This window comes from Arthrobacter sp. E3 (assembly GCF_017353415.1).
In the GTDB taxonomy this organism is placed as follows: Bacteria; Actinomycetota; Actinomycetes; order Actinomycetales; family Micrococcaceae; genus Specibacter.
The window spans coordinates 24,855-50,481 of sequence record NZ_JAFMPX010000004.1 but is presented as its reverse complement, the minus strand read 5'-3'; the positions used below and the strand labels follow the sequence as shown (position 1 = coordinate 50,481).

Genomic DNA, 25,627 nt, shown 5'->3' with positions numbered 1-25,627 from the left:
TTTTCGTGGACAAACCCCGACCTCGGCGTCCTCAAGCCAAAACACGGCGGCACGGGACGTTTGCCGCGTGGGTGATGGCCGTCGTCGTACTTCTGGTGGTGGCCGGATGCGCCGCGATTCCCACCTCCGGACCAGTGGGGAAAAGTGACCCCATGGGGCCGCGCGACAACTCGGTCAACATCAACTTTCAGCAGTTCTCCCCGGTGGACGGAGCCTCGGCTGAGAGCATCGTCAGCGGTTTCGTCGACTCCGGCACCGGCATCAACGACGACTTTCAGGTAGCGCGGCAGTACCTGACACCGGGGCTGGCACAGTCATGGGCGCCGGATCAGCGCACGCTGGTTTACAAGGACGCTTTTGCGGTGACGCCCGCCAAGGGCAAGGACACCTTCGAGGTGAAATTTGACGTGGTCTCGACGGTGGATGCCTCCGGGGTGCTGACCCCGGCCAAGAGTGGTGCGAGTGAAACGTTCACCATGAAAGTGGTGCAGGTGGATGGCCAGTGGCGGATTTCTGAGGCGCCCGACGGTGTGATGCTCAGCGAAGCGACGTTCCAGACACTGTTCAGCTCGTTTTCGCTGTACTTTTACGACCCCACGTTTACTTATGGCGTCCCTGACGTGAGGTGGCTGACCGGACGCTCCTCACGCACATCCACGGCCATTGTCAAGGCCATGCTGGGTGGGCCAGCTCCCTATTTGAAGGGTGCCGTGGTCAGTGCGTTCCCCAACGGGATTACCCTTGAACGCGACTCCGTGCCGGTGAACAACGGCTTGGCCAAGGTGGGGCTGACAGCGCAGCCGCTGCTGGAAACGAGCGTGAAGCAGCGTCAGCAAATGCATGCGCAATTGCTCGTGACATTGCAAAAGGCCCTCAACACTGTCACAGGTGTGCAGTTCTTGGCTGACGACCGTGAAGTGGACATGGGTGGCGCAGCGGATTCCGTCAAACCCATGATCATTGACAACGTTGTTCCACCCACCCAGGTTGGCTTGGCCAAGAATGAGCTTGTCACCTTCGACGGGACGAAGATTGCGGCGATTCCCAAGATGGCTTCCGTGGCGAATCTGCAACCTGCCGTGCCAGCCATTTCATACTCGGGGAAGAACTTTGCCTTCCGCGCCGGCGAGGGGAATCAGATCTATTCGGTGGTCCCTGGTGGGAGACCTGAACTTGCCATCTCCGGTGTGGCGCTGACTCCGCCGTCCTTCGCCCCGGACGGCTGGCTGTGGTCGGCCGCCGGGGATGGCTCAGGGATGGTGATCGCCATTAACCCGAACGACGGCGGGAAGCTGGGTGCCCCTGTTGTCTTGACGATTCCCTGGCTGGTGGGGCGGGAGGTGACCACACTGCGAATTTCACGTGACGGCACCAGGGCACTCGTGCTGTCGCATACCAACGGGTCCAACCTGGTCAGCCTGACGGGGGTTTTTAAGTCCGCAGGAATTCCCAAGGAACTAACGCCTCCATTGAGCCTGACGCATACAGGAACTCCCACGTTGGGCGTTTGGGAAGGGGAGACAGGCGTTGCAGTGATGGCACCCGCGGACACGGCGCCGGTCAGCATACAGATCCTGAACCTGGCGCAGGCACCAGTAAAAATGGACGAACTTCCCGGCTTGCAATGGTTGAGCGCCGGCTCCGGAGCACGAAACATCAACGCCCAAACCTCGTCGGACTTCTACACGAACGCGGGCAATAACTGGGAATTGGTCGCCAAGGAGCTCAAACAGGCTTCCTTCGCGGGATAGGGAACGAAGCCGGCGATTCCCAGACAAGCAGACACCACCCCACACATGTTCGTTCCGGCACAGTAAGTGCTGGGCTCGTGGGCTTCCACAATTCACTGGTGCACCGCTGCCGGAGTGAGCACAGCGTCCATGCTGGAGAGATGAACATCGGTGATGCCGCTTCAGGAGCCAGCGGGCCAGAGCTGCCGGTACGCCCATTGCAGCGGGTCCGGCACAGGGGGCGACCACGCTCGCCGTGGTTGCAGCTGTGGAACTGGTGCGAAACTGCATGGCTGGACTTTCTGAATCTTGTCATGCCGGCTGAATGCGTGGGATGTGGGGCTGAGGACCAGACTTTGTGCCAAGAGTGTGCCGCGGTGCTGCGCCGGCTGACATGCTCACCGTTCCGGGCCGAGGTCGCCGCGGAGGCGTTGGTGGACGTCTCTGGGGAGTCCCATTTACCTGTCGTGGCGGCAGGGGAATACCGGGATGCGCTGGCTTCTGGCATCCTGGCCTTCAAAAACCACGGGCGGACAGAGCTTTGCCTCCCGCTTGGAAGGGTGCTGGCCCGCGCGCTGACTGCGGCCCTTGCCGAACTGCCCGGCAGATCTCCACTGACAGGATCCTCATTGTGGCTTGTGCCAATTCCCAGCACGGGCAGCGGCTGGCGCCGGCGCGGCTACGACCCGGTCGCCATGATCCTGCGGGCGCTTGTCCGGGAAGGCAGGCTGCCTGAAGGAGTGGAAATTGTGCCGGTTTTGGCTGTTCGCGCAAGACTGCCTTGGAACCGAAAACATCAAAAGTCGCTGGGGCGGGCTGGACGGAGACGCAACGTGCACAACACCATGAGAAATAGGTGGCGCAGCTGGGTGAGCATTCGTCTCAAAGCGAATTCTCGTGGAGTCGAGGTGCTGCTGGTGGATGACGTCCTCACCACGGGCGCCACGTTGCGTGAAGGGGCCAAAACACTGACAGAATCAGGGTTTCGAGTGCGTGGGGCAGTGGTCCTAGCTACTGCCCGGGCGCCAGAGAAGTGCCATGAAAATGATGACTAAAAAGGACGCGCGGAAAATTCTTTTCGTCCAAAAGATGAATAAATTGGTTCGGTGAACTAACGTGAGTAAACGGGTACCTCTTCCAAGAGGAAACCGCCCGTCGGCGGTCGAAAAAGCAGCAGCTGTGCCAGTTGGCCGCCGTGTCACCGAAGTTATTTGGAGGGCACCATGGAGTTCATGATCACCGGCCGCAACCTGAGTGTTTCGGACCGATTCCGCGAGTATGCAGGCGAGAAGCTCACAAAGATCGAGCAGTTGGCCAACAAGGTCCAGCGCGTCGACGTGAAGGTTTCCAAGGACAGCAAGGCCCGCACCGCAGACGCTCCACTTACTGTTGAGTTGACGGTTCTCGGACGGGGTCCTGTGATCCGCGCTGAAGCAGCAGCATCGGACAAATTTGCCGCCTTTGATCTGGCCTACGGGAAGCTGCTCGAGCGGCTCCGCCGGGCCAAGGACAAGAAGAAGGTCCACCACGGCAGGCACGCTCCGGTGGCTGTCAACGAGGCCACCGGGTCACTGACCCCGGTCAGCAGTACCGAGCCGATCTACGCCCAGAAGGAAGAAGCGGCGGCACCGGAAACCACACCTTACGAGATCGAGAATGACATTCCCGCTGGCGATTCCCCTGTGCTGATCCGGCGCAAGGTCTTCGCGGCCACGCCGTTGACCCTGGATGACGCCGTGGACAACATGGAAATGGTGGGACACGACTTCTACCTTTTCATCGACTCCGCAACCGGCATCCCGTCCGTGGTGTACCGCCGCAAGGGCTGGACCTACGGTGTCATTTCCTTGGATGAAAACGCAGCTGAGGGCGAAGAGATCTCCGCATACCGTTCAGTGGATGAGCCTGCTCGCGTTTAGTTGTAACCACTAACGACGCCGGCACTTGGGTGAGGGGGAGATCCCCACCCGAGTGCCGGCGTCGTTCTCGTTAAGACCCCTACACGCCTGCGGGTTCATGGGAGACAAGGAACTTGCGTCCGCCAACAATCACTCCGGCGCTGACCACCACCATGGCTGCGGCCACGTAGAACGTGATTGAGGCGTTGCTGTGCTCGGCAATTTGCGCAGCCAGGAAGGGCGCCAGGGCCCCGCCCATCCAGCGCACAAAGTTGTATCCGGCGCTGGCAACGGGACGGGGGGAGTCAGAGACGGCCATGGCCATTTCCGTGAAGAGCGTGTTGTTGATGCCCAGCAATGCTCCAGAAACAACAGTCAGCACCACTACGGTGGTGACCGAGTGTCCGGCGGCCATGGCCATGCCTACCAAGAGCACGGCCAAACCCAGCAAGGATGCAGTCAGGGCGCCAACGGCACCAAAGCGACGCTGGACGATCGGGGCCACAAAGACGGAGAACACGGCGACCGCCACGCCCCAGCCAAAGAACACCGCCCCAATGCCGTAGGCATCAAATCCGAGGATGAACGGCACAAAAGCCAAGATGGTGAAGAAGCCGTAATTGTAGAACAGGGCACTACCGGCAGTGGTGCGAAGTCCCTTGTGGCCCAGCGCCACCAAGGGGTCGCGCAGCCTGGTCCGCACGGCGGGCGGCTGGGTTTTGGGCAAGAGAATCATAATGAGGATGAAGGCAATGGCCATGGCGGCTGCGGTGCCAAAGAATGGTGCCTGCCACTTCCAGCCACCCAACATGGCGCCCATCAGCGGGCCGAGGGACAATCCCAGTCCCAGCGCAGCTTCATACAAGATGATCGCTGTGGCCGCGCCGCCGGAGGCAACACCCACCATGACGGCCAACGCTGTAGCTACGAACAGGGCGTTACCCAGCCCCCAACCTGCCCTGAATCCGACCAATGCGTCAACTGTTCCGGAAAGCCCGGAGAGAGTTGCGAACACCACGATGATGGCTAGTCCAAGCAGCAGAGTGCGCTTGCCGCCGATGCGTGATGACACGTAACCGGTCACGAGCATGGCAATCGCGGTGATCAGGAAGTAGCTGGTAAACAGTAGTGAGACTTGGCTGGGAGTGGCCTGCAGGTTGACGGCAATGGCGGGCAATATCGGGTCGACAAGGCCAATGCCCATGAACGCGAAGACGGATGCACCAGCAACGGCCCACACGGCCTTGGGCTGTTTCAGGATCGAGTTCTTCTCCCTTGTCAGGGTTCGCACCTCATCACTGGCCTTGAATTTTATGCTGTTCGTTTGCACGTGCACTCCTGTGTTTCTCTTTCGTGTGTGAAGACTCGTTGTTCGGGCCCGTGGGACTTTCGAGGTGCGGGTCCCGCTAAGGGGACAAGGCCTCGTTGAGTTTTTCAATGGCCGGAATGGCCAGCTTGATGGATTCCAGTTCATGCGCAGACAAGGACTCGAACGCCTGGGCCATGGTTTTGTTGCGGCGAAGGTTTGCAGCGTCGAGGGCTTGCCTGCCCTTCGTGGTCAGCCGAACTTCAACCACGCGGAAGTCGGTATTGCTGGGGACCCGTTCAACCAGGCCCGCGGTCGCCAGCTTTGTGACTTGCTCCGTGGCACTGGGGACGCGAATGCCGGCGTTGCGGGCTATGAGACTGATTCGCTGCGGTGCGGCGGCCAGCATGTTCAAGGTACTGGTTTGGGCTGTGCTCAGTTCGCCGTCGGCGTCGATGGAACGCACCACGTACAGTGCCTGGCGCAGGATTTCGCGATAGCTGCCAGCCAGTTCCAAATTCTCAATGTTGCTCATACTTAGGTAGTCTAATAGTTAGGTTACCTAACGGTCAAGTTTGGTAGGTGTGTTGCTGTGCTGCGGTGTCCGGTGTTACAGGAAGGAAACCGCGGGTGTTACGTGTTCATCATTTCCGCTGGGCGAGAACATTGTTGCCGTGGCGGATGTAAAACGGGCGGCTTCCCCCTACTTCGGCGTCACTGCCAGCTCCCTTGCAGCCGAAACTGGCAGTCTTGTGTGCGTCTTCTCACGTAGACTGAACACGCCACTTTTAGGCAGCAATAGATTGGGAGCAATTTCGTGCCATCACTTCTTGAGCGGGTTCTTCGCACAGGCGATCGCAAAACGCTTAAACGACTCAATGTCCTTGCCGACGCCATTGATTCGCTGGAAGATTCCTTCCAGACCTTCACCGACGCTGAGCTGCGCGAGGAAACGGACAAGCTCAAGCGCCGCCATGAGGATGGCGAGTCTCTGGATGACCTGCTCCCCGAAGCGTTCGCCAACGTGCGTGAGGCGTCCTCACGCACCCTTGGTCTGCGTCATTTCAGGGTTCAACTTATGGGCGGTGCCGCCCTGCACCTAGGCAATATTGCTGAAATGAAGACCGGTGAAGGAAAGACGCTGGTGGCTACTGCCCCGGCATACTTGAATGCCCTCACCGGCAAGGGCGTCCACGTGGTCACAGTCAACGACTACCTGGCTCAGTATCAGTCTGAGCTGATGGGACGCGTGTTCCGTTTTCTGGGGCAGACCAGCGGATGCATCGTTTCAAACCAGGACCCCACGGTTCGCCGTGCCCAGTACGCTGCCGACATTACCTACGGCACAAACAATGAGTTTGGTTTCGACTACCTGCGTGACAACATGGCGTGGAGCAAAGATGAGCTGGTCCAGCGTGGACACAGCTTTGCCATTGTGGATGAGGTTGACTCCATCCTGATCGATGAGGCCCGTACGCCGTTGATCATTTCCGGCCCGGCTTCCGGGGACACCAACCGCTGGTACAGCGAGTTCGCCAAGGTTGTGCTGCGTCTGGACATCGAAGAGGACTACGAGGTTGACGAGAAGAAGCGCACCGTAGGTGTTCTCGAAGCTGGCATCGAAAAGGTTGAGGACTACCTCGGCATCACCAACCTGTATGAATCTGCCAATACACCCCTGATCGGTTTCCTGAACAACGCCATCAAAGCCAAGGAACTGTTCAAGCGCGACAAGGACTACGTCATCATGGATGGCGAAGTTCTCATTGTTGATGAGCACACCGGCCGCATCCTTGCCGGGCGCCGCTACAACGAAGGCATGCACCAGGCCATTGAAGCCAAGGAGGGTGTGGATATCAAGGCTGAGAACCAGACTCTGGCGACTGTGACCTTGCAGAACTACTTCCGCTTGTATGAGAAGCTCTCCGGCATGACAGGTACTGCTGAGACCGAAGCCTCGGAGTTCATGGGCACCTACTCGCTGGGTGTTGTTCCCATTCCCACGAACAAGCCGATGAGGCGTGTGGACCAGTCGGACCTTGTGTATAAGAACGAGGTGGTAAAGTTCGATGCCGTTGTTGCCGACATCGCCGAGCGGCACGAGGCTGGACAGCCGATCTTGGTAGGCACCACGAGTGTCGAGAAGAGCGAATACCTGTCGAAGAAATTGGCGGCAGCAGGTGTCAAGCATGAAGTCCTGAACGCAAAGAACCATGCCCGGGAAGCGGCGATTGTCGCCCAGGCCGGACGCCGTGGTGCTGTCACCGTGGCCACGAACATGGCCGGTCGCGGTACTGACATCATGCTCGGCGGTAACGCGGAGTTCAACGCCGTGTCCGAACTGGCTGCCCGCGGCTTGGACCCGGAAGAGACGCCGGAAGAGTACGAGGCGGCGTGGCATGACGCTTTCGAAGCTGCCAAGCTGGCCGTGAAAGATGAGCACGAGGCTGTTCTGGAAGCTGGCGGGCTGTATGTGCTTGGCACTGAACGCCACGAATCCCGGCGCATCGACAACCAGCTCCGGGGCCGTTCAGGCCGTCAGGGTGACCCCGGAGAGTCCCGCTTCTACCTGTCGCTGACAGATGACTTGATGCGGTTGTTCAACTCCGGCGCGGCAGAACGGCTGATGTCACGTTCCTCCATGCCGGATGACGTGGCGCTGGAATCCAAGCTGGTTTCCAAGGCCATCGCCTCCGCACAAGGCCAGGTTGAGGGCCGCAACGCTGAACAGCGCAAAAACGTCTTGAAGTATGACGACGTGCTGAACCGCCAGCGTGAAGCCATCTACAGTGACCGCCGCCGGATTCTGGAAGGTGGCGACCTGCACGAGAAGGTCCAACACTTCCTCGAAGACACCGTCAATGAGATCATCGAGGCCTCGTTGGGAACCGATCACGCCGGTGATTGGGATTTCAACACGCTATGGAACAACCTGCGCACCATCTACCCGGTAACAGTGACGGTGGATGAAATTGCAGAGGAAGCCGGAGGAGAAGGCCGTATCACGGCGGAACAGCTGAAGGTCGAGTTGCTCTCCGACGCCCGTGTTGCCTACCAGGAGCGTGAAGCAGCCTTGGGATCAGCCACCATGCGGGAGTTGGAACGGCGTGTGGTGCTCTCTGTAGTAGGACGCAAGTGGCAGGAACATCTCTACGAGATGGACTACCTGAAGGAAGGTATCGGTCTGCGTGCCATGGCCCAGCGCGATCCTTTGGTTGAGTACCAGCGTGAAGGCTTCGAGATGTTCCAAGCCATGATGGCTGGTATCCGGGAGGAGAGCGTCGGCTTCTTGTTCAACCTTGAAGTACAGGTGGAGAATGCGCCCGAAACCGCAGTTGGAGTGGTGGCTGAGGCCCCCGTCAACCTTATGAAGCGCGTGGACGGCGCACCGTCCAGCGATGCAGCGTCCGAGCAGGAACATGAGCATGCCCCGCACATTACGGCGCGTGGACTGGAAGCACCGGCTCAACCGGCACAGTTGCAGTTCACAGCACCGGATGCTCAGGGTGATGCAGAGACCCGTGTGGAACGCCGCAGCAGTGGCGGGCTGCCGCCGTCGGCCAAGAGGCCGGCCGGCAAGAGCACCAAAAAGAAGAAGAAGCGCTAACTTTTCGCTTGTGGGCTGCAGCCCACAACGCCGCCGTTTGCCGAGATTGCCAGGAGTCGTTGTTCCAAGGCAGTTGCGGAGACCGGCGGCGTTTTCTTTGCTGTCGGAGGTTGCCGTATCACCGTGCCGCGGATGATCTTTTCCTTGGACGCCCTGCGCCTACCCAATTTGCAAAGCCGTGACCTTCCACAGGCCCTGGTTGAGTTCAAAGCGCATGGCAATGGCCCGGAATCGTGTTTTGTCGGCAACGACCACGGAGGTTTCGAAGATCCCAGGAGCGACAGCACTGCAATGCACAGAGTGCACGATGGGCTGGTGTCGCAAAGTATGCACGTTCGCTGATCCCGGTGCCTGGCTCTGGCGCCGGGACTGAGCCCTATAGGCCTCGGCATGGAGCCTGGCCCGCGTGGTGAGTGCACTCAGGCATCTGGCGTCTAGCCAGCGTGCAAGCTGCTGTACTGACCGGACCCCGCTGAGCACCTCCACGGCTGCCTGCGCCACCTTGCGTGACATAGCTTCCACCACTGCCCGTTCGGCAGCTTCGGGGTCCAAGGGCTCCACGCTGTTTACACCGGGCGCAATTGCTCGCTGGTGCGGGGGATTCATGCGTTCGCGTTGGCTGGGCAGCGGTAGGACTGTGCCCCCGCCGGGTGCTGAATTGATGGGGTTAACCGGCCGAATGTGGGTGACCACAAGACGAGTCGGGGCTCCGGTTTGGGGGATAGCCGCTGTTCTCACGAGGTGCTCCTTTGCGTTGTATGAGATGTTTCAGTTGAAATTTTGGCTGCTTCTTAGGGGTTGGTTGGCAGGCAGGTTGTTTAGTAGACAGGCGGTGCGGAAAGCACCTGCCCGGGAAGGATGAGGTTCGGATCCGGACCAATCGTTGCCCGGTTGGCCTTGTACCAGTTCGGCCAGGCCATGGCCACATCGAGATCGCTCGCGTACGGGCCCAGCGTTGTCGCCACTATGCTCCAGAGGCTGTCGCCGCTTCTGACTACGACTTGGTTTTCATCGGGCTGTTCCGCCGCCGGGATGTTCGACACCGATCCTCCAGTTTGGCCTGCTTCCGCCGGGATGGGTGGGCGGACTTTGCGGGTCGGAGGGCGGAACATCGGGCCGGGCTCAGTTGCGACCGGGTGTGGAATCCATTGAGGTTCCACACCTGTGGAATTTTCAGGTGGATCGGTGTCAGCGGTGACACTTGTGGACACGGTGCTGGTCGGCGATGTTGCCACTGTGCCGGCCTGCCACAGCGGGTCCAGTCCTGGAGTTTCAGCTGCGCCCAGCATGGGCGCGGCGAGTAGGTTCATGCCCAGCACGGTTGCAACGAGTCGTCGCATGAAGGCTGGTGACCACGCTTCGGTGAGCGCTGCCAGCCGCACTGCTCCCATTGATTGAGCCGCGGCTCCAAGGCAAGCGCAGACTAGGGCCAGCAACCACCAGCACAGCAGGGCGAGGCCTGCACCAGCACCGGCAATACCCACCAGCTCCGGCAAATCCAATGATTGTGCCAGCTCGGATCCAACCCAGCTCCGGCGAAGACGCAGGAGTGAAACACCGCTGTAGACCAGCGAGGCACCAAGTAGGAGGATCGCGGCGGTCATGGCCAGATCTGCACGCATTTGCCGTTTCATCAACTTTCTCCTTTGAGCTAGTTTGAACCTGTTTGACCTATTTAGATTGTATTTAAGATAGTTTGACCCACTTAGAGTGCTGATGTCCATAGCTGAGCAAATTTTGTGCACAGTGCACTGCTCTGACGCTGGAATATATGGTGAAGGTAGCAGCGGGCCTGGTTGACGGCCCTAGCTGCCCACGTCTAGCGTTGCGCCATGCGATGGGAACTACTTTTTGGTGACTTGGAGACGCAGATGGAGGCGGTCTCACAGCAGGACCTTGAGCGCCACATCAATGAACTGGCACGGATTGAAACATCTCGGTTGACCATGGCTGAGGCGTTACGTGGCGCTATGGACAGCCAGCTGACCATCATCGTGAAAACGGGCACTGCCTTTCACGGGCAGCTGCGCCGGGTGGAAGCAGAATGGGTATTGCTGGACGAAGGGAGTCGCTCAGTACTCTTGCCCGTGGGCATGATCTCGCGTGTGCTGGGATTGGGCATTCAGCGGGCCTGCGCACCGTCGAAAGTCCCCTACACCTTTGCTGCTGCCCTGCGTGTTTTGGCCCGCAACAGATCGGTGCTGGTGCTGGAACTGGACAGTAGACGCCAAACCACCACGCGGGGGGTGCTTGACCAAGTGGGTGCAGACTATGTCCAGCTGCTGCAATTGTCCGACGGCGTCAGTCGGGTGCGTGACAACAGCCAAGGCAGCATTGTGGTTCCGATGGCTGCCATGGTTTCCCTGGCGGCTGAAGCTGACAACGAGTTCTAAACATGGCCGCAACCGTGCCAGGGCCAGCTGCCTCGGTAGCAAGGGTTGCGATGCGTCGCGAAGTCAGCGCGTGCTTCAGCTGCCAGGAGTTGAAGCCTCTGCAGCCAACATGGCTCGGGCAGCAGCATGACGGTCATCGATGAACTGTTCAAACTTTGCGGCATCCACGCGCCACTGCCCGCGGCCCCCAATTTGGAAAGCCGGCAGTTCTCCACTGTGGACCAGTGCATAGCAGGCAGCAGCGGAGATTTGCAGCTGTTCGGCAACGTCGGCCAATGTCAGGAATCGGGGCATGAAGTCATTATCTCTCCTTTGACAGTGTTTGACGAGGTTGGATAGAGATATCCACAGGCCAGGCAAGGCTGCTCGTTGTCCACAGAATTCACGAAGGTGCGGATAAGGTCTTTCAACCGGAGCGCAGAGGCGGTAGAAATGGTAGACGGCGGCAGCTTGCACCATGGTGGTGCACGCAACCGCCCACACTGGATGCGACGGCAGATCCTTCGATCGGTGCCGCCACCACGTGGTGGCGTGATTTCCCAAGGGGAGGAACCATGGCGATGGACGGACAGGGGCAAGTTCCTCGGCTGCGGAAGCCGTCGTGGAAGGATCCCAGGCTCTTAATCGGCATCTTGCTGATTCTGGCGTCAGTGGCAGGAGTTGTGGCCTTGGTGGGAAATGCGGGTAAAACCGTACCCATGTATGTGGCACGCGATGCGCTGGTTGTGGGCCAGAAGATCACGGTCGAGTCCTTCACCCTCATCGAAGTGCAACTGGGGGAAGCCAGTGACAAATACCTTGACCCCGGCGAAGCATTGGCTAAAAATGCGGTTGCCGTGCGCATGGTGCCCAAGGGTGAAATCGTGCCCCGTTCAAGTATTGGGCGCACCGACGCCCTCGACCGCAAGCCAGTTTCGGTCACAGTTGAGGAGCCACTGCCGAAGGAAGTCCTTGTCGGCTCCCACGTTGACGTCTGGGTGTCACTGCCGGATGAGCGCAATGGATTCAAATCCCCGGTCCTCATGTTGCCTGGGGCGGAGGTTGCGGCCGTAAATGCCGCTGCTTCCTCGCTTGGATCGAGTAGAAATGTGCAGTTGATGGTGCTTGTCACAGATGAACAAATGCCCAAATTCTTGGGAGCTGTAGCGAACAAGGCCAAGGTCTCGGTCGTCTGGAATCCTGGAGCCGCTCCGTGATAGCGGTGACTGTTATTGCTGTGGGGGACACTGAAACGGACGTCATTGACCAGCTGGCGCAAACGCAGGGTCGGCTGCGCATTGTGCGGCGCTGCCCGGAACTGGCCGAACTGCTGGCTGCCTGTCAAAGCGGGGTGGCCCAAGTGGCCGTTGTGGCCCGATTCACCGAAGAGCTGACGGCAACGCTTGTGGACCGACTCACGGCAGTGGGTGTCAGCGTCGTAGCGGTCGCTGATTCGCCCGAGGAGGCGCGGCGGCTTCGCGGTATCGGTGCCACTGTAGTCACCGCGCATGTCACAACACTTTTACTGGCGGATGTTGTCTGCGCAACGGTCGAGGGCCGTCGCCATCCCAGCGTGTCCGGATACGCCGTCCCAACCGCCGGAACCGACTTCCAACATGGCACGCCTACGATTGCCGACGACGCAGGAGCGTCCTGGCCCTCGGGAAAAGGCAGCGCAAGTGAAGGTGCTGACAATGATATTGCTGACAAGGAGGGTGCAAACAAAAAGATCAGCAGTAGTGCTAGCAAGAGGGTAAGTAGACCAGCAGCAAAAAAGCCGAAGGCCAGCCCTCATACTGCGGGCGTGCCACGTCCCAGCACTCGAACAACTGCTGACCTTGCTGCCCCAATGAATCTTGAAACCCCAGGGAAACACGACGGCGATGTGCGGCATAGAGGTTGGGGCGCGAAGATCGCCGACAGTCTCCGCTTCAGCAAGGCCACGTCCACGTCCAAGGGCAAGGGCAGGAGCAATCGAGCCCAAGACGTGAGCTTGAGTAGGGACACAACCCGGATTCAAAGCCGTGGCGATGCTTGGGCCAGCGACGTCAGCGGCGGTGGCCCTACGATGGTCGGCAGCATCGTCGCCGTGTGGGGCCCGATCGGTGCGCCGGGAAAGTCCACCGTGGCTATCAATCTTGCAGCCGAACAAGCTGCCGCCGGGCGCACGGTCATGCTGATCGACGCGGACAGCTATGGTGCCAGCATCGCCGCTTCTTTGGGCCTGTTGGATGAATCCGCGTCGTTTGCCCAGGCCTGTCGTGCAGCTGATCAAGGAGCATTGACTTTGGCTGCGCTGGCAAAGATCTCCACCAAACTGGTTTTTTCACAAGGATCGTTTTCCCTTCTGACCGGACTGACGCGGGCGGACAGATGGCCGGAATTGCGGGCCGCCGCCGTTGACCGGGTTCTGAGGTTGGCACAGGAGATGGCGGAATTGGTTGTGGTGGACTGTGGTTTTGCGCTGGAGAGCGATGAAGAGCTGAGCTACGACACCATGGCGCCACGGCGCAACGCAGCCACTTTGGCGGTGCTGGCACAGGCTGATGTGATTTATGCCGTGGGCAACAGTGATCCCGTGGGGATTCCGCGCCTCATCAAGGGGTTGGGTGAGCTGGCACAGGTGTGCCCCGGCGCCGAAGTGCGTGTGGTGGCGAACAAAGTGCGTCGCAAAGCGGTGGGTGGTTCCCCTGAGAAGGCGCTCGCGCAAGCCTGGGATCGTTTTGGGCCGGTGCAGGAAATCAGTCACTTTCTGCCGTGGGATCCGGAACTGACAGACAAAGCCCTGCTGGAGGGCAGGCTGCTGATGGAGGTTGCTCCCGACGCGCCGCTGCGACGGGCGATTCGAGAGATCACTTGTGCAGCTGACCAACAAAAGATGAAAGGTGCTGTAGCAAAAGCCACTGCAAACCATGAAGTTCAAGGCTAGGCTCAAGTGGAGGATCACAATGAAGCGGTCTTAACTTTTTCACGGAGGCGTTAATTTCATGTCATCGCACTCAAACAGCCACACACCTGTGCAAGACCAAACCAGGTACGGTGGCCAGTCGTTCTTGGATGACTATTTTGTGCAACTATCCGAAGAAGACGCCGGTCTCTACGATCCCGAGTTGCTCAATGACAGAGCCTGGATTCACCAAGAGCTGGCGGCCAACCGGACCCCAGGGCAGCCCAAACTGGAAATCCGTGATGAGCGTGAGGCGAGTGTCGTCTACATCGTCACCGATGACATGCCATTCCTCGTTGACTCCGTCAGTGCCGAGCTGGTGCGCCAAGACATGGCCATCCACCTTGTGACCCACCCCGTCTTTGTGGTGTCGCGGGACAAGACCAGCAACGACCTGACAAAGGTGACAAAGGTCCCGTCACACGCCGGAGTGGCCAGCGGAGACACCTCCGCCATGCCCACGATCGCCCACCTTCTAGGCGATGGAGACAATAACTCCTTCCTGGAATCCTGGATCGCCGTTGAAATTCGCAAAACCAGTGCTCAGGCGAAAGAGGAGATCCTTGCCGGCCTGGCCAAGTCCCTCTCCGACGTTAGGGCGGCCGTGGAAGACTGGCCGGCCATGCGCGAAAAGGCCCTGAGCAGGGCCGAAATCCTGGCCTCGGTGCTTTCCGGAGAGTCCTTGGTGGACCTGCGCGAAGCCGAAGACCTCCTCCATTGGATGGAGGCTGACAACTTCACGTTCCTTGGTTACCGTGAATACGATCTTGAAAAGCGCAACGGCGAAGACGTTCTGGTCAACCGTGAAGGCAGCGGGCTCGGCGTGCTCCGCGATGGCTCAGGCCACCCCACTGTGCAGCACCTCACCAAAACTGGCCGGCGCAAGGCCCGCGAAAAGCGCGTTCTGGTGATCACCAAGGCCAACTCGCGCTCCACCGTCCACCGCGCCGCATACTTTGATTACATTGGGGTGAAGTCGTTTGACGCCCAAGGCAACGTCAACGGCGAGCAGCGCTTCATCGGGCTGTTTTCTTCCAAGGTTTACACCGGCTCGGTGCGCAATATTCCGGTGGTGCGGGAAAAGGTGGACGCGGTGCTGCGCCACTTTGGCTTCCCTCCCAACTCACACTCGGGCAAAGACCTCTTTGCGGTCTTGGACACGTACCCTCGCGACGAGCTGTTCCAGATCGAGGTTGCGGACCTGATCGAGATCGCCAACGGGATCCTCCGCCTGGCCGAACGCCGTCGCACCCGATTGTTCCTGCGCCCAGACATTTACGGCCGTTTCATGTCAGCACTGGTATATATTCCCCGCGACCGCTATACAACCGCAGTGCGCCACCGCATTGAGCGGGAACTGATGCGCACCTTCAACGCCAGCTCCATTGACTTTGAAGCCCGCATGAGTGAGTCTGCACTGGCCCGGCTGTTCTTCCGCATCCGCCTGCCCAAGGACTATTTTGTGCCTGCCGAGCTTCACGAGGCGGAGCTGGAACAGCGTCTTGTGCTGGCTGCGCGTTCCTGGCCTGAAGGCATTGCCCAGGTACTCCGAAACTCCCAGCCCTTGGATGTGGCCGACCGGCTGGTCAACAAATGGTCCGAAGCGTTCCCGGCCAGTTATCGGGTCGGCTTCGAGGTGGAGGATGCACTAGCCGACATTGCCCGGTTTGAGAGCTTTGACGCAGACTACAAGGCTGTGGTTGCAGCTGGAATGTCTCCGGATAAGTGCGCGCCCGGCATGCACGTTTACCTGCCGAAGGGTACGGATGGACTCATGCAGGCCGATGCGCGCGTGAAGTTGTACATGGCACACCCGCAAAGTCTGAGTAAAATTTTGCCGTTCTTCCACAACCTGGGGATCGAAGTTCTGGACGAGCGGCCCTTTGAGATTGAAACACGCGACAAACGTGACTTCTTCCTCTATGACCTGGGCTTGAAATATCCGAGCGATGTTGATCCGTTAGCGACGGCGGAGCTGCTCACCGAGGCGTTTGGTGCCGCGTTCACCGGGCGCAGCGAATCGGACCACTTTGACAAGCTGGTGCTGACCGAAGGAATGCCGTGGCGCCAGATCATGATCCTGCGTGCGTATGCCAAATACATGCGCCAGATGGGGAACACGAACTCGTTCGGCCTGATTGCCGACACACTTTTGCACAATGTGGCGGTGACCCGCGGACTCATCGAGCTGTTTGAGGCCCGCTTTGACCCGGCTGTTGATGAAGCGGTCCGGCCCGGTATGCAAGCCAACATCCACGAGCGGCTCAATGCTGCATTGGAAAACGTGCCTACGTTGGATGCGGACAGGATTCTGCGCACCTTCTCCAACCTTGTCGACTCCACCCTGCGCACCAACTTTCACCGTGATCGGGACTACCTGAGCCTGAAACTGGATCCCTCCACCATTAAGGGCCTGCCTGCGCCGCTGCCTATGTTTGAGATCTGGGTGTATTCCCCCCGAGTCGAAGGTAGCCACTTGCGCTTTGGCAAGGTGGCGCGTGGTGGCCTGCGCTGGTCAGACCGGCGTGAAGACTTCCGCACCGAAGTTTTGGGCCTGGTGAAGGCACAAACCGTCAAGAATGCTGTCATTGTTCCCACCGGTGCCAAGGGAGGCTTTTTCGCCAAGGCACTGCCCAACCCGGCCATCGATCGCGGCGCCTGGCTGGAAGAGGGCCGGGAGAGCTACAAAATGTTCATCCGCGGCTTGCTCGATGTCACCGACAACCTGGTGGCCACCCCTGAAGGGGAAGTGGTGGTACCGCCGGAAAACGTGGTGCGCCACGACGCTGACGACAGCTACCTGGTGGTTGCTGCCGACAAGGGCACGGCATCCTTCTCCGACACGGCCAATGCCATCTCTGCGGAATACGGTTTCTGGCTCGGAGACGCGTTCGCTTCGGGCGGCTCCGTTGGCTACGACCACAAGGCCATGGGCATCACCGCCCGCGGCGCGTGGGAGTCAGTCAAGCGGCACTTTAGCGAGTTTGACCTCGACACCCAGAGCCAGGAGTTCACGGCAGTGGGTGTCGGGGACATGTCCGGAGACGTGTTTGGCAACGGCATGCTGCGTACCCGCCATGTGCGTCTCGTTGCAGCCTTTGACCACCGCGATATTTTCCTTGACCCCAACCCCGACGCCGAGACCTCCTTCGACGAGCGGCAGCGATTGTACGACCTGCCACGGTCCTCATGGCAGGACTACAACGAGGAACTCATCAGCGAAGGCGGCGGAGTGTACTCCCGCACGTTGAAGTCCATCCCTATCTCCACCCAAGTCTGCGCCGCTTTGGGACTGCCGGAGGGAACGGAAAAGCTTAGCCCGCCGGAACTGCTGCGTGCAATCCTTTTGGCACCGACGGACCTGTTGTACAACGGCGGCATCGGCACCTACATCAAGGCCAGCAGCGAATCACACTCAGACGTGGGGGATAAGACCAACGACGCCATCCGCGTCGACGGTGCCGACCTGCGGGTGAAGATCATAGGAGAAGGCGGCAACCTCGGTATGACCCAGCGCGGCCGTGTCGAAGCAGCCTTGCACGGGGTGATCCTGAATACGGACGCCATAGATAATTCAGCTGGCGTCGATTGCTCCGACCACGAAGTCAACATCAAGATATTCGTTGACAGGATGGTGGTTGCAGGGAAGTTGGATCCGGCGGAGCGTACGGAATTCCTGATGTCCATGACAGATGAAATCGGGACGTTGGTCCTTGAAGACAACATCGAGCAAAACATCCTGCTGCTCAATGACCGCCAGCACGTGGTCGAAGGCAGCCCCAGCTTCGAGCGATTCATGAATTGGCTTGAGGAACGCGCCGACCTTGATCGGGAGATTGAGGCGCTGCCCAGCAATGCGGAGTTGCGTGAACGGGTAGCGTCCGGACAGGGGCTCACCTCGCCTGAACTGGCCGTCCTGTTGGCGTACGCCAAAATGGAACTGGCCACCTCCTTGTCCAACAGTGACTTGGCGGAGGATCCGTGGTTCAAGTCAACGCTTCGGCACTACTTCCCTGCCGAGGTGGCTGAGCGTTTTGACGCAGAGCTGGACAGTCACCCACTGCGCAAGGAAATCATTGCCACCGTGGTGGCCAATGACATGGTCAATCTCGGCGGCATTACCTTTGCCTTCCGTGCATTGGAAGAAACCTCCGCCAGTGAAGTCGCCATTGCCAAGGCGTTTGTGGCGCTGCATGAAATCTTTGACCTTGACTCCATGCGCTCAGCCTTGCGGGAACTGCCGCCGAGCTTCTCCACCGAGCACTGGTGTGGTGTCCATTTGGATATGCGCCGCCACTTGGACAGGTCGTTGCGTTGGCTGCTCAATGAAGGCATCGTCAACCAAAAGATCGAAGATGTGGTCAAGCGGTTCAAGCCGGTAGTCGGTACTCTCGGTACTCGCATGGGCGATTTCCTCCAAGGTGTCGATGTGGAACGTGTGGACAGCTGGTACAAACGTGCCACTGCCTTTGAGATGCCTGCGGACCTCGGACGGCGGTGGGCGGAACTCTTCGAGACGTTCCCACTTCTCGACGTGGCCAGGGTCAGCGAAGGCCAAAACGAACCTGAATCCACGGTTGCCGGCGTGTACTACGCGCTGTACAACCGCTATGGCGTGGATGCCCTGCTCGAGCGCATTACGTCACTGCCGCGCAATGACAGGTGGCAGGCACTGGCCCGCGCTGCCTTGCGGGATGATCTATATGCGACCATTGCGGACATGGTCCGTAATGTCCTGGACAGCACCGACGCCGCCACCGCCCCCATGGCACGGATCACGGAGTGGGAAGCGCAGAACGAGGAACAACTTACCCGCTCCAAGCGCATGTTTGCTGAAGTCAACGACCTTGAAAAGGACGACATGGCTTCGCTGTCTGTAGCATTGAGGCTCTTGCGTTCAATCGTGCGGCGCTAAAGCCGCTGCCGCGGACGGCGGTGGTGCTGGCACGGTTGCAACAGTTTGTGTGGTGCCTGCCTGCTCTGGCGGGCACCACCAACCATTTTTTGAGGAGCCAGCATGGCAATTTTTGCGGACATGATCAGGGAAAGTACGGGGTTGGGTCCGGGCGACGCCGAATGGCTGCACTTGCTGGTAGGGGACTGGCAGATGATCGCCGACTTGTCGTTTGCCGACCTGGTGCTGTGGTTCCCATCCGCCAGCGGTGAGGACTATGTTGCCTTGGCGCACGTTCGTCCGTCCACTTCTCACACCATGTTCCATGCAGATTTCGTGGGGGAGGCGGTGCAACCTGAACTTGCACCCCTAATCCGGACGGCGTGGACCAGCCAAAACATTGAGCGCTCGCATGAGACGAAGATCTGGAACTCGGACATGGCAATGCGTGTTGAGGCAATCCCGATGGTCCGCAACGGGCACACGCTTGCGGTCATCACCACGCACATGGACCTGTCCAGTTCACGCATGCCCTCACGGCTGGAGCTGACGTACCGCCAATGCGCCTATGACCTGCTTAAAATGGGCACGCTGGGGTTGTGGCCGGACTTTGCCTCCCCTACGGGTTCGCGCCGCGGGGCCCCCCGGGTGGGCGATGGCCTGCTGCGCCTCGATGTCGACGGAATCGTGCAGTACGCGAGCCCCAACGGTGTCTCAGCCTTCCGACGGCTGGGTGATGGCGAATCGTTAGAAGGGCGGTCATTGGCAGAAGTCACCACTGACTTGCTCAAGGACCGCCGGATGGTGGATGAATCGCTGCCCTTGGTGGTTACAGGGAGGATGCCTTGGCGCACAGAGATTGAGTCCAGGGGCGTCAGCCTGTCACTACGCGCCATTCCACTGCGGGATGCCACGGAGCGTTTCGGCGCGCTGGTGCTGTGCCGTGATGTCTCGGAATTGCGGCGACGCGAACAGGAATTGGTGACCAAAGATGCCACGATTCGTGAAATCCACCACCGGGTGAAAAACAACCTCCAAACGGTAGCAGCGTTGCTGCGCATGCAGTCTCGGCGCATGCACAGCGAGGAGGGACGGCAAGGGCTGGAGCAGGCCATGCGACGTGTGGCCACCATCGCACTGGTTCATGAAACCCTTTCCCAGGGGCTGGCGCAGAACGTGGACTTTGATGAGCTCATCGACCGGCAGTTCCGGTTGTCGGCGGAGGTTGCTTCACCATCACAGCGCGTGCGCACAGAACGTGAGGGCGCTTTTGAAGAACTGCCCAGCGACTTTGCCACGCCACTGGCGCTGGTGATCAACGAGTTGGTGACAAACGCCGTCGAACATGGCCTGCAGGACAGGGAAGGGACGGTGTGGCTCACAGCCCACCGCTACAAGAACTCTGCAGGAGACGATGCCCTCACGGTGACCATCGCTGATGATGGGGTTGGACTGCCGGAGGGACACATCGCCGAGGGTCTTGGGCTGCAAATTGTGCGTACCCTTGTCACCAGTGAACTGGGCGGCACCATTGACTGGTCGCCGCGGGAAGGCGGCGGCACCGTCGTCGAGCTGCAAATGGCGTTGATCAGCCGGCACTGAACCGTTTGGTACAAGGCCGTCTCGCACCTAACCGTTGGCACAGGCCCCCATGGTTTAAAAACAGCTGACCCGCAGCAAGCAACCCAAGGCCATTGCACGCAATGATCTGGTTGTTGCTGCGGGTCAGCTGAAAATATTAACTGGCGCGGCGGGCCCGGGCGGCGCGGCGTTTCATGGCGCGTCGCTCGTCCTCACTCAAGCCTCCCCAAACTCCTGCATCCTGTCCGGATTCGATGGCCCACTTCAAGCAGATGTCGATGACGGGGCAGCGTCGGCATACGCTCTTCGCTTCTTCGATTTGGAGCAGCGCCGGGCCCGTGTTTCCGACCGGGAAAAACAGCTCCGGGTCTTTGTCGAGGCAGGCTGCGCGACTACGCCAGTCCATGCTGATCACTCACTCCTTTTAGAACACGAGGCTCTTGTGAAATAATTCACATTGGGCCACATAAGAAAGGGGCCGGTATCGGCCCCAGTTGGTCATTGGTTTAAGAGTGTCACGTAAACACGGCGTAAACAAGGGGTTTGGGGCGAAAATCCAAGCTCCGGTCGTGAGCGATAAATCACAGTGACTCAGGGCTTCTTGGCTGCTAGGCAGCAATCTCCGATAAGGTGCAGGTGTGCAAAACAATCCCCAGATTCCCGCTAAATCTCCTCATTCCAAGACCAACGCATCGCTAGAAACGAACGATGTGACTGACGCTTCGGAGCGGCCGCTAGGTGTTTACGTCGTGAGTGTCGTGGTGGGTTTGGAAGCGCTGGCGCTGGGTGTGGCCGGGGTATGGTCAGTCATTTCCCTGTTTACTCAGCCTGTTTTTTCGTTGGCCAGTGCAATTTTTCTTTCCGTCCTGCTCCTTGGCTTGGCGGTGGCGTTAAGCGCGGTGGCTGTCAATGCGTATAAGGGCTTTCGTTGGACGCGGTCGGCTGCGTTTGTATGGCAACTTCTGATGGTTGCCATTGCCACACCCACTTTGCTGGAAGGAAATGTTGCCTTGGGCCTGGTGCTGCTGTTGCCGCCGTTGGCTGTGGCGTTTTTTCTGTTCACGCCGAAAGTAGTGGCCTTTTCTTTGCGCACAGGAACCAGTAACAAGGTTTTGTAGGCTCGTGCGCCGCTTTCGTCATGGGCACGTTCCCGGCATCGGAAACTGAAACCAAGACCGTTCACCGTGGTCCAGCAGCACCCCGCGCCCGTAGGGCTCAGCTCCGACGGTGTCCAACCTAACGCCAAAAAGCTCACCATCAGCTGCGCGCCGGGGTCTGAGGACGATGCCCTGCTGTGCTGTCCGCAGGCCCCAAGACAAAGGCAGGCTGGAAACGGCCGGACCAGGCCAGTTGAAGGCAGCCACCAGCACCATCCCAGCCGCCAAGCTTTCAGTCACCTGCTGCAACTCCGTGGGAGTCAACGCTGCGGCGTCATCCAACCAGAGCAGCCGCGGCGCTGCCTGTGGCGGGCGTGTGCCACGGGGAGAACTGCTGTTCAAATATTCCAAGGTCTGAAGGAAACTTGTTTTCCCGCTACTTGGACTGCCGAGAACCGGAAGCACGGTGCCGGGTCCGAGTTTGACCCGCACAGGGTGACCGCCGTCGCCGCCAATTCCCACCACGACGGATATTCCACGAGATCCGCGACTGCCCCGCGCCGTAACCTCTCCGGAAAGAGCCTCCTGTAGTTGTTCCATGGATACCGAATCCGGCAGAGCTGAGACACGGAGCGTGCCTGCCGCCGCGCTTCCATTGATTGGTATACGTGCGTTGCGACTGGTGTTGCTTTCGCGACGACTGAATCCGTTCTGGCTGCCAACTGTTTGCGACGATACTGACGACATATTTCCCAGCTGCACAATGTGTAAAGCGTCACCACCGTCTCCTGAAACCAACTCGTTGACGGGCCCAGCGATAGCGCCACGCCCACGGAGGGGCTTGAAGCGGGGCATCCGGGGCCACAACATGGTGGATTCCGAGCTAGTACCGAATGGCAGGAAGATCCGGTTCGGGATTTCTGGCAGGAACGGGGTGGAAAGGAGCTCGCGTCCGCCTCCCACAAGGACCACCAGATTGGGCTGGCTGAAGCGAATCAGGGCAGCAATGCCGTCTTCGGTCTCGTGCCAGGGGCTGGCCCGAAATGAGGCAGCCCAGCGTCCCCAGTCGGTAATGCACAGAACAAGGGTTTGGGTGGTGGCGCCGGCGGTCTGCGCTAATCGGCCAACCAGATGCGCTGCGGTTCTAAGCTGGTCCGGCCCTACATGTGCCCCCACCCAAGGGCTGCCGGCAAAACGGCGCAGTGAGCCGTCTCCGTCCAACACGTACAGCAGCCGTGGAAGGGCGTGACTGCCGGAGACTGTTGAGCCTCTAGTTTCTAGGCCGTTGGATGGTGAGCTGGTGGATACTGCGCCGTTGAATGCTGGTCTTCCAGAAGCAGATATATTGGCGGCCAGCACCTGCCCGGCGGCTAGCGCCACGGCATGGGAACTTTCGGGAGTGGCACCCAGACAAGCCAAGTGCGAGTTCAGTTCCGGGTTCCACAACAAAGGCTCCACACTCTGGCGTAGCGGCACGTCCACGAATCCCAGCAGCAGTGATGAATTACTGCCGAGGGCTCTTTCACTGACGGGGGATCCTTCACAGTAGGGGGCACCTTCGCTGCGTGTGCGGCCCACGTCCACCTCCGGTGGCAGTTCAGCAGCGATAACGGCAGCGGCCGGCTGAAGCGTGGTGTCCTCGGAACGGTACTGCTGCCACGCCTCAACCATGAGACCGGCAACAGCAGCCACGTCGCTTGTGATGCCTCCTGGATCTGAGGAGTAGGCAGGTAGGAAGGACATCCGTTCACCGGGATCCTCCAACACCGGTCCCAGGCCGGTGCCAACAGAAGGCAGGCGGAGGGCTGCACTTTGGAACTCCTGTGGCGCAGCACCGGCCTTGCTGATGAAAGCCCGGCCTGGGGTGGTCACGCTGATGGCTGCGGCCACACCGGTGCCAATGACATCGGTGGAGTCGAAGGTGGACTGTACCCGCAAGCAGATTGAACTTGTCACGTTGGCACGGATATCCGCATTCAAGGCACCTTGTGGACGTTGGGTAGCCATCACCAGATGGATGCCTAACGACCGCCGCACGGCGGCAATGCGCATCAGTTCAGCCATGGCGTCCGGGAACTGGTCAACCAGCACCCTGAACTCATCGATAATGACCACCAGGTGGGCCATGCCATGCGCTCCTGTGCGTTCAACAGCACCATGATGCAGCGCTGCGGCGCGGTAGGAGTCGCTGTCGGCAGCTTCGCAGGCGGCAAGCGCAGCTTCACGGAGATGGAGTTCGGCACGCAGTGATGCCAAGGTGCGATCCATGGCGTCGCCGCCCAAATCGGTAATAAGTGAGCTGGTGTGCGGAAACTTGCGCAATGTTCCCAACCCTGCGCCACCCTTGAAGTCGAAGAACACAAACTGCAGGTCTGCGGGGGAGTGCGCCACTGCCAAGCTCCCCGCGAGAGTTCGTAAAAGTTCTGATTTCCCCGATCCTGTGGTGCCTCCAAGCAGCAGGTGCGGACCGTCGTGGAGAAAATCAAACTTGGTGGGGCCCTCAGCTGATTGGCCCAACGAAATTGGACGCAGTGGGCCTCCATGGGAGAGCTTCCATTGCGCAATGACGGCATCACGCGAGCACAGCTCACGAAGCGGCAGCGTATTGGGCTCCAATGGCCCCTGTGCGGAAGGTCCCTTTTCCAGACCCGCCACGGATAAAGCACGACGGCGACAATAGGCGTCAAATACTGTGGGTGGCACACCATCGGGGGTGAACTCCTGATTGGCAAAAGTGCCAGTTAGGTGGTTTCCTGCAGCACGCATTTCAACTGTGGCGAACATTGCAGCGGTTTCACTGTCGGCAGCGTCAATTCCGGATGAGGCGGCAGTGAGGGATCCGGCGGTTGGTCCGGCTGGACCATGCGGGGGCTCTGTGCCAGCACAGGTGCTTGCCAATGTGCCTTGGTGACGGGAAGGGTGCACTGCGAAGTGCACAACGCGCAGCCCTGGGCTGGGACTGATCCAGGCACAGGCCGGCTCATCCACAAGTAGTAACACCGCTGCATGGGCGCCAGAGCCAACGCCCGCACCAAGACGTAATTGTGCCAGGGCATGGGTAGCCGCAGAGCCCGATGTTGCAAGCACTATGTGGGGCAGGAACCTGGCCGCCAAGGGGATGGTACCTGCCGAACCCAGCAGAACCACCGGAATGTCGGCAGCATCCAATTGCATCACCACATAGTGCAACAGTGAGAGCACTGCACCAGCAGGACCCCTAACGGTGACGGGCATCGCAGACAGCGGAATGCAGAAAGGGAGTGCAGGCAGCCGTGGAGCCGAGAATCCTGGATCGGCAGGTGTCACCTCAAGCGCAGCTGGCTGGGCAGCAGTGCCAAAACGCAGCGTTGTCTGTACCCCGGAACGTTGGGGCTGGGGAGGTGTAGGCCCTGCTCGGCTGGCAACCATCAACGTTCCTGCATCGGGGAAGGCACGTGAACGCCGGCTGGCATCCTGCCGAACTGCAGCGTCGACAGCGCCCCGGAACGCATTGCGCCGCTTGCGCCCACCGAACAAAGGAACCAACGCCGCCATGGCACCCATGGCTGCAAAGGCCAGGAACATCCACGAACCAGTCACCAGTGCAAGCCCCACGCCCAACACCAAGGGCAGGCATCCTGCAATAGTCAAGGCGACACGGCTGCGCTGGGAGCCAGCAGGATGCGACACAGACAAAGGCCTCATCGCTGCAGAATCCAGTAGGTGCGGTTCGAAATCCGAAAGAGTCAGCACGGGATCGTGGAAACGAAGCTCAAGGATGCTGCTCCCGCAGGAAACTGAATCTCCCACTTCAAGGACCACCGTGCCATTGAAGCGCTCAGCGCTCGCAGTCGGGGAATCATTGGCGGAGCGAATGCTGAATCCACTGGACCCCTCAGTGGCACGCAGGGTAATCCCATGGGCATTCACCACCAACGTGCCGTGGTGCCTGGACAACGAAGGGTCCTCCACCCGGATGCGGCACTGCCCACGGCCCAGCGAGTATGTTCCCCTGCGTAAAGCAAAAATAGCGCCTGCCCCTGGTCCTGAACAGACCGCCAGCACTGCTGTGATTGACCCGTCAATATCTTGGAAGTCGGCTATAGAACGCTGGACGTCTGGGGTGCGGTTACTAGATGCGTCGTCCGCGACACCAGATTTATGGTGACCTGGGCTTTCCTGCCAAGCCACTACAACAGCGCCGTTGACAAGAGGG

Annotated in this window: 17 protein-coding genes; 10 read left to right on the top strand and 7 right to left on the bottom strand. The window is 59.7% G+C overall.

Going from position 1 to position 25,627, the window contains the following annotated elements; all coding sequences use genetic code 11:
• Window positions 1-5 precede the first annotated feature (5 nt).
• The 3 genes from JMA46_RS03060 (at window position 6) to raiA (ending at window position 3,649) form a co-directional block, all read left to right on the top strand.
• Window positions 6-1,751, top strand: a complete 1,746-nt coding sequence (locus JMA46_RS03060) for an LpqB family beta-propeller domain-containing protein (protein WP_207343827.1) — start codon at window positions 6-8, stop codon at window positions 1,749-1,751.
• A 293-nt stretch (window positions 1,752-2,044) separates the two neighbouring features.
• Complete coding sequence (locus JMA46_RS03055; protein WP_207343826.1) at window positions 2,045-2,785, top strand: phosphoribosyltransferase family protein; 741 nt, start codon at window positions 2,045-2,047, stop codon at window positions 2,783-2,785.
• A 168-nt stretch (window positions 2,786-2,953) separates the two neighbouring features.
• Window positions 2,954-3,649, top strand: a complete 696-nt coding sequence (gene raiA, locus JMA46_RS03050; RefSeq protein ID WP_207343825.1) for a ribosome-associated translation inhibitor RaiA — start codon at window positions 2,954-2,956, stop codon at window positions 3,647-3,649.
• A 79-nt stretch (window positions 3,650-3,728) separates the two neighbouring features.
• On the opposite strand, the gene JMA46_RS03045 is transcribed toward raiA, so the two are convergent.
• Complete coding sequence (locus JMA46_RS03045) at window positions 3,729-4,958, bottom strand: MFS transporter (protein WP_348770036.1); 1,230 nt, start codon at window positions 4,956-4,958, stop codon at window positions 3,729-3,731.
• A 76-nt stretch (window positions 4,959-5,034) separates the two neighbouring features.
• Window positions 5,035-5,469 (bottom strand): MarR family transcriptional regulator, encoded by a 435-nt coding sequence (locus JMA46_RS03040; protein WP_207343823.1) that lies wholly within the window; start codon window positions 5,467-5,469, stop codon window positions 5,035-5,037.
• Between the two features lie 282 nt (window positions 5,470-5,751).
• Here JMA46_RS03040 and secA point away from each other — a divergent pair, with 282 nt between their 5' ends.
• Entirely contained in the window at window positions 5,752-8,541 is a 2,790-nt protein-coding gene (gene secA, locus JMA46_RS03035) for a preprotein translocase subunit SecA (RefSeq protein WP_207343822.1), read from the top strand.
• A gap of 159 nt (window positions 8,542-8,700) precedes the next feature.
• On the opposite strand, the gene JMA46_RS17075 is transcribed toward secA, so the two are convergent.
• Together JMA46_RS17075 and JMA46_RS03025 are read right to left on the bottom strand one after the other, a co-directional pair.
• Window positions 8,701-9,279: an Rv3235 family protein gene (locus JMA46_RS17075; RefSeq protein ID WP_207343821.1), complete on the bottom strand. Its 579-nt coding sequence runs from the start codon at window positions 9,277-9,279 to the stop codon at window positions 8,701-8,703.
• An 80-nt stretch (window positions 9,280-9,359) separates the two neighbouring features.
• Window positions 9,360-10,175 carry a LysM peptidoglycan-binding domain-containing protein gene (locus tag JMA46_RS03025; protein ID WP_207343820.1) on the bottom strand — a complete coding sequence of 272 codons (816 nt, stop codon included), beginning with the start codon at window positions 10,173-10,175 and terminating at the stop codon, window positions 9,360-9,362.
• 198 nt (window positions 10,176-10,373) lie between these two features.
• On the opposite strand from JMA46_RS03025, the gene JMA46_RS03020 reads away from it, so the two are divergent.
• Window positions 10,374-10,934, top strand: coding sequence for a hypothetical protein (locus tag JMA46_RS03020; RefSeq protein ID WP_207343819.1), 561 nt, complete (start codon window positions 10,374-10,376; stop codon window positions 10,932-10,934).
• A gap of 75 nt (window positions 10,935-11,009) precedes the next feature.
• Here JMA46_RS03020 and JMA46_RS03015 read toward each other — a convergent pair whose 3' ends face one another.
• On the bottom strand, window positions 11,010-11,228 hold the full coding sequence (locus JMA46_RS03015; protein WP_207343818.1) for a helix-turn-helix domain-containing protein: 219 nt from the start codon (window positions 11,226-11,228) through the stop codon (window positions 11,010-11,012).
• 260 nt (window positions 11,229-11,488) lie between these two features.
• Between JMA46_RS03015 and JMA46_RS03010 the strand changes: the two genes are divergently transcribed.
• From JMA46_RS03010 to JMA46_RS02995, 4 genes are all read left to right on the top strand, one after another.
• Window positions 11,489-12,130 carry a hypothetical protein gene (locus tag JMA46_RS03010; RefSeq protein WP_207343817.1) on the top strand — a complete coding sequence of 214 codons (642 nt, stop codon included), beginning with the start codon at window positions 11,489-11,491 and terminating at the stop codon, window positions 12,128-12,130.
• Between the two features lie 5 nt (window positions 12,131-12,135).
• Window positions 12,136-13,842, top strand: a complete 1,707-nt coding sequence (locus JMA46_RS03005; RefSeq protein ID WP_348770035.1) for a P-loop NTPase — start codon at window positions 12,136-12,138, stop codon at window positions 13,840-13,842.
• Window positions 13,843-13,900: 58 nt separating this feature from the next.
• Entirely contained in the window at window positions 13,901-18,775 is a 4,875-nt protein-coding gene (locus tag JMA46_RS03000) for an NAD-glutamate dehydrogenase (protein WP_207343816.1), read from the top strand.
• A 102-nt stretch (window positions 18,776-18,877) separates the two neighbouring features.
• Window positions 18,878-20,356, top strand: coding sequence for a PAS domain-containing sensor histidine kinase (locus JMA46_RS02995; protein ID WP_207343815.1), 1,479 nt, complete (start codon window positions 18,878-18,880; stop codon window positions 20,354-20,356).
• Window positions 20,357-20,492: 136 nt separating this feature from the next.
• Here JMA46_RS02995 and JMA46_RS02990 read toward each other — a convergent pair whose 3' ends face one another.
• Window positions 20,493-20,741, bottom strand: coding sequence for a WhiB family transcriptional regulator (locus tag JMA46_RS02990; protein ID WP_207343814.1), 249 nt, complete (start codon window positions 20,739-20,741; stop codon window positions 20,493-20,495).
• 232 nt (window positions 20,742-20,973) lie between these two features.
• On the opposite strand from JMA46_RS02990, the gene JMA46_RS02985 reads away from it, so the two are divergent.
• Window positions 20,974-21,453 carry a hypothetical protein gene (locus tag JMA46_RS02985; RefSeq protein ID WP_207343813.1) on the top strand — a complete coding sequence of 160 codons (480 nt, stop codon included), beginning with the start codon at window positions 20,974-20,976 and terminating at the stop codon, window positions 21,451-21,453.
• Window positions 21,454-21,471: 18 nt separating this feature from the next.
• Here the strand turns inward: JMA46_RS02985 and JMA46_RS02980 are convergent, their stop codons facing one another.
• Window positions 21,472-25,368: an FtsK/SpoIIIE domain-containing protein gene (locus JMA46_RS02980; protein WP_207343812.1), complete on the bottom strand. Its 3,897-nt coding sequence runs from the start codon at window positions 25,366-25,368 to the stop codon at window positions 21,472-21,474.
• Between the last annotated feature and the right edge of the window lie 259 nt (window positions 25,369-25,627).

Bases quoted from the DNA above. Each gene is read 5' to 3' on its own strand.
- raiA (WP_207343825.1), top strand. From the start codon at position 2,954: ATGGAGTTCATGATCACCGGCCGCAACCTGAGTGTTTCGGACCGATTC.
- JMA46_RS02990 (WP_207343814.1), bottom strand. From the start codon at position 20,741: ATGGACTGGCGTAGTCGCGCAGCCTGCCTCGACAAAGACCCGGAGCTG.
- JMA46_RS02995 (WP_207343815.1), top strand. From the start codon at position 18,878: ATGGCAATTTTTGCGGACATGATCAGGGAAAGTACGGGGTTGGGTCCG.
- JMA46_RS03020 (WP_207343819.1), top strand. From the start codon at position 10,374: ATGCGATGGGAACTACTTTTTGGTGACTTGGAGACGCAGATGGAGGCG.
- JMA46_RS03010 (WP_207343817.1), top strand. From the start codon at position 11,489: ATGGCGATGGACGGACAGGGGCAAGTTCCTCGGCTGCGGAAGCCGTCG.
- JMA46_RS03025 (WP_207343820.1), bottom strand. From the start codon at position 10,175: ATGAAACGGCAAATGCGTGCAGATCTGGCCATGACCGCCGCGATCCTC.
- JMA46_RS03055 (WP_207343826.1), top strand. From the start codon at position 2,045: ATGCCGGCTGAATGCGTGGGATGTGGGGCTGAGGACCAGACTTTGTGC.
- JMA46_RS03015 (WP_207343818.1), bottom strand. From the start codon at position 11,228: ATGCCCCGATTCCTGACATTGGCCGACGTTGCCGAACAGCTGCAAATC.
- JMA46_RS03000 (WP_207343816.1), top strand. From the start codon at position 13,901: ATGTCATCGCACTCAAACAGCCACACACCTGTGCAAGACCAAACCAGG.
- JMA46_RS03040 (WP_207343823.1), bottom strand. From the start codon at position 5,469: ATGAGCAACATTGAGAATTTGGAACTGGCTGGCAGCTATCGCGAAATC.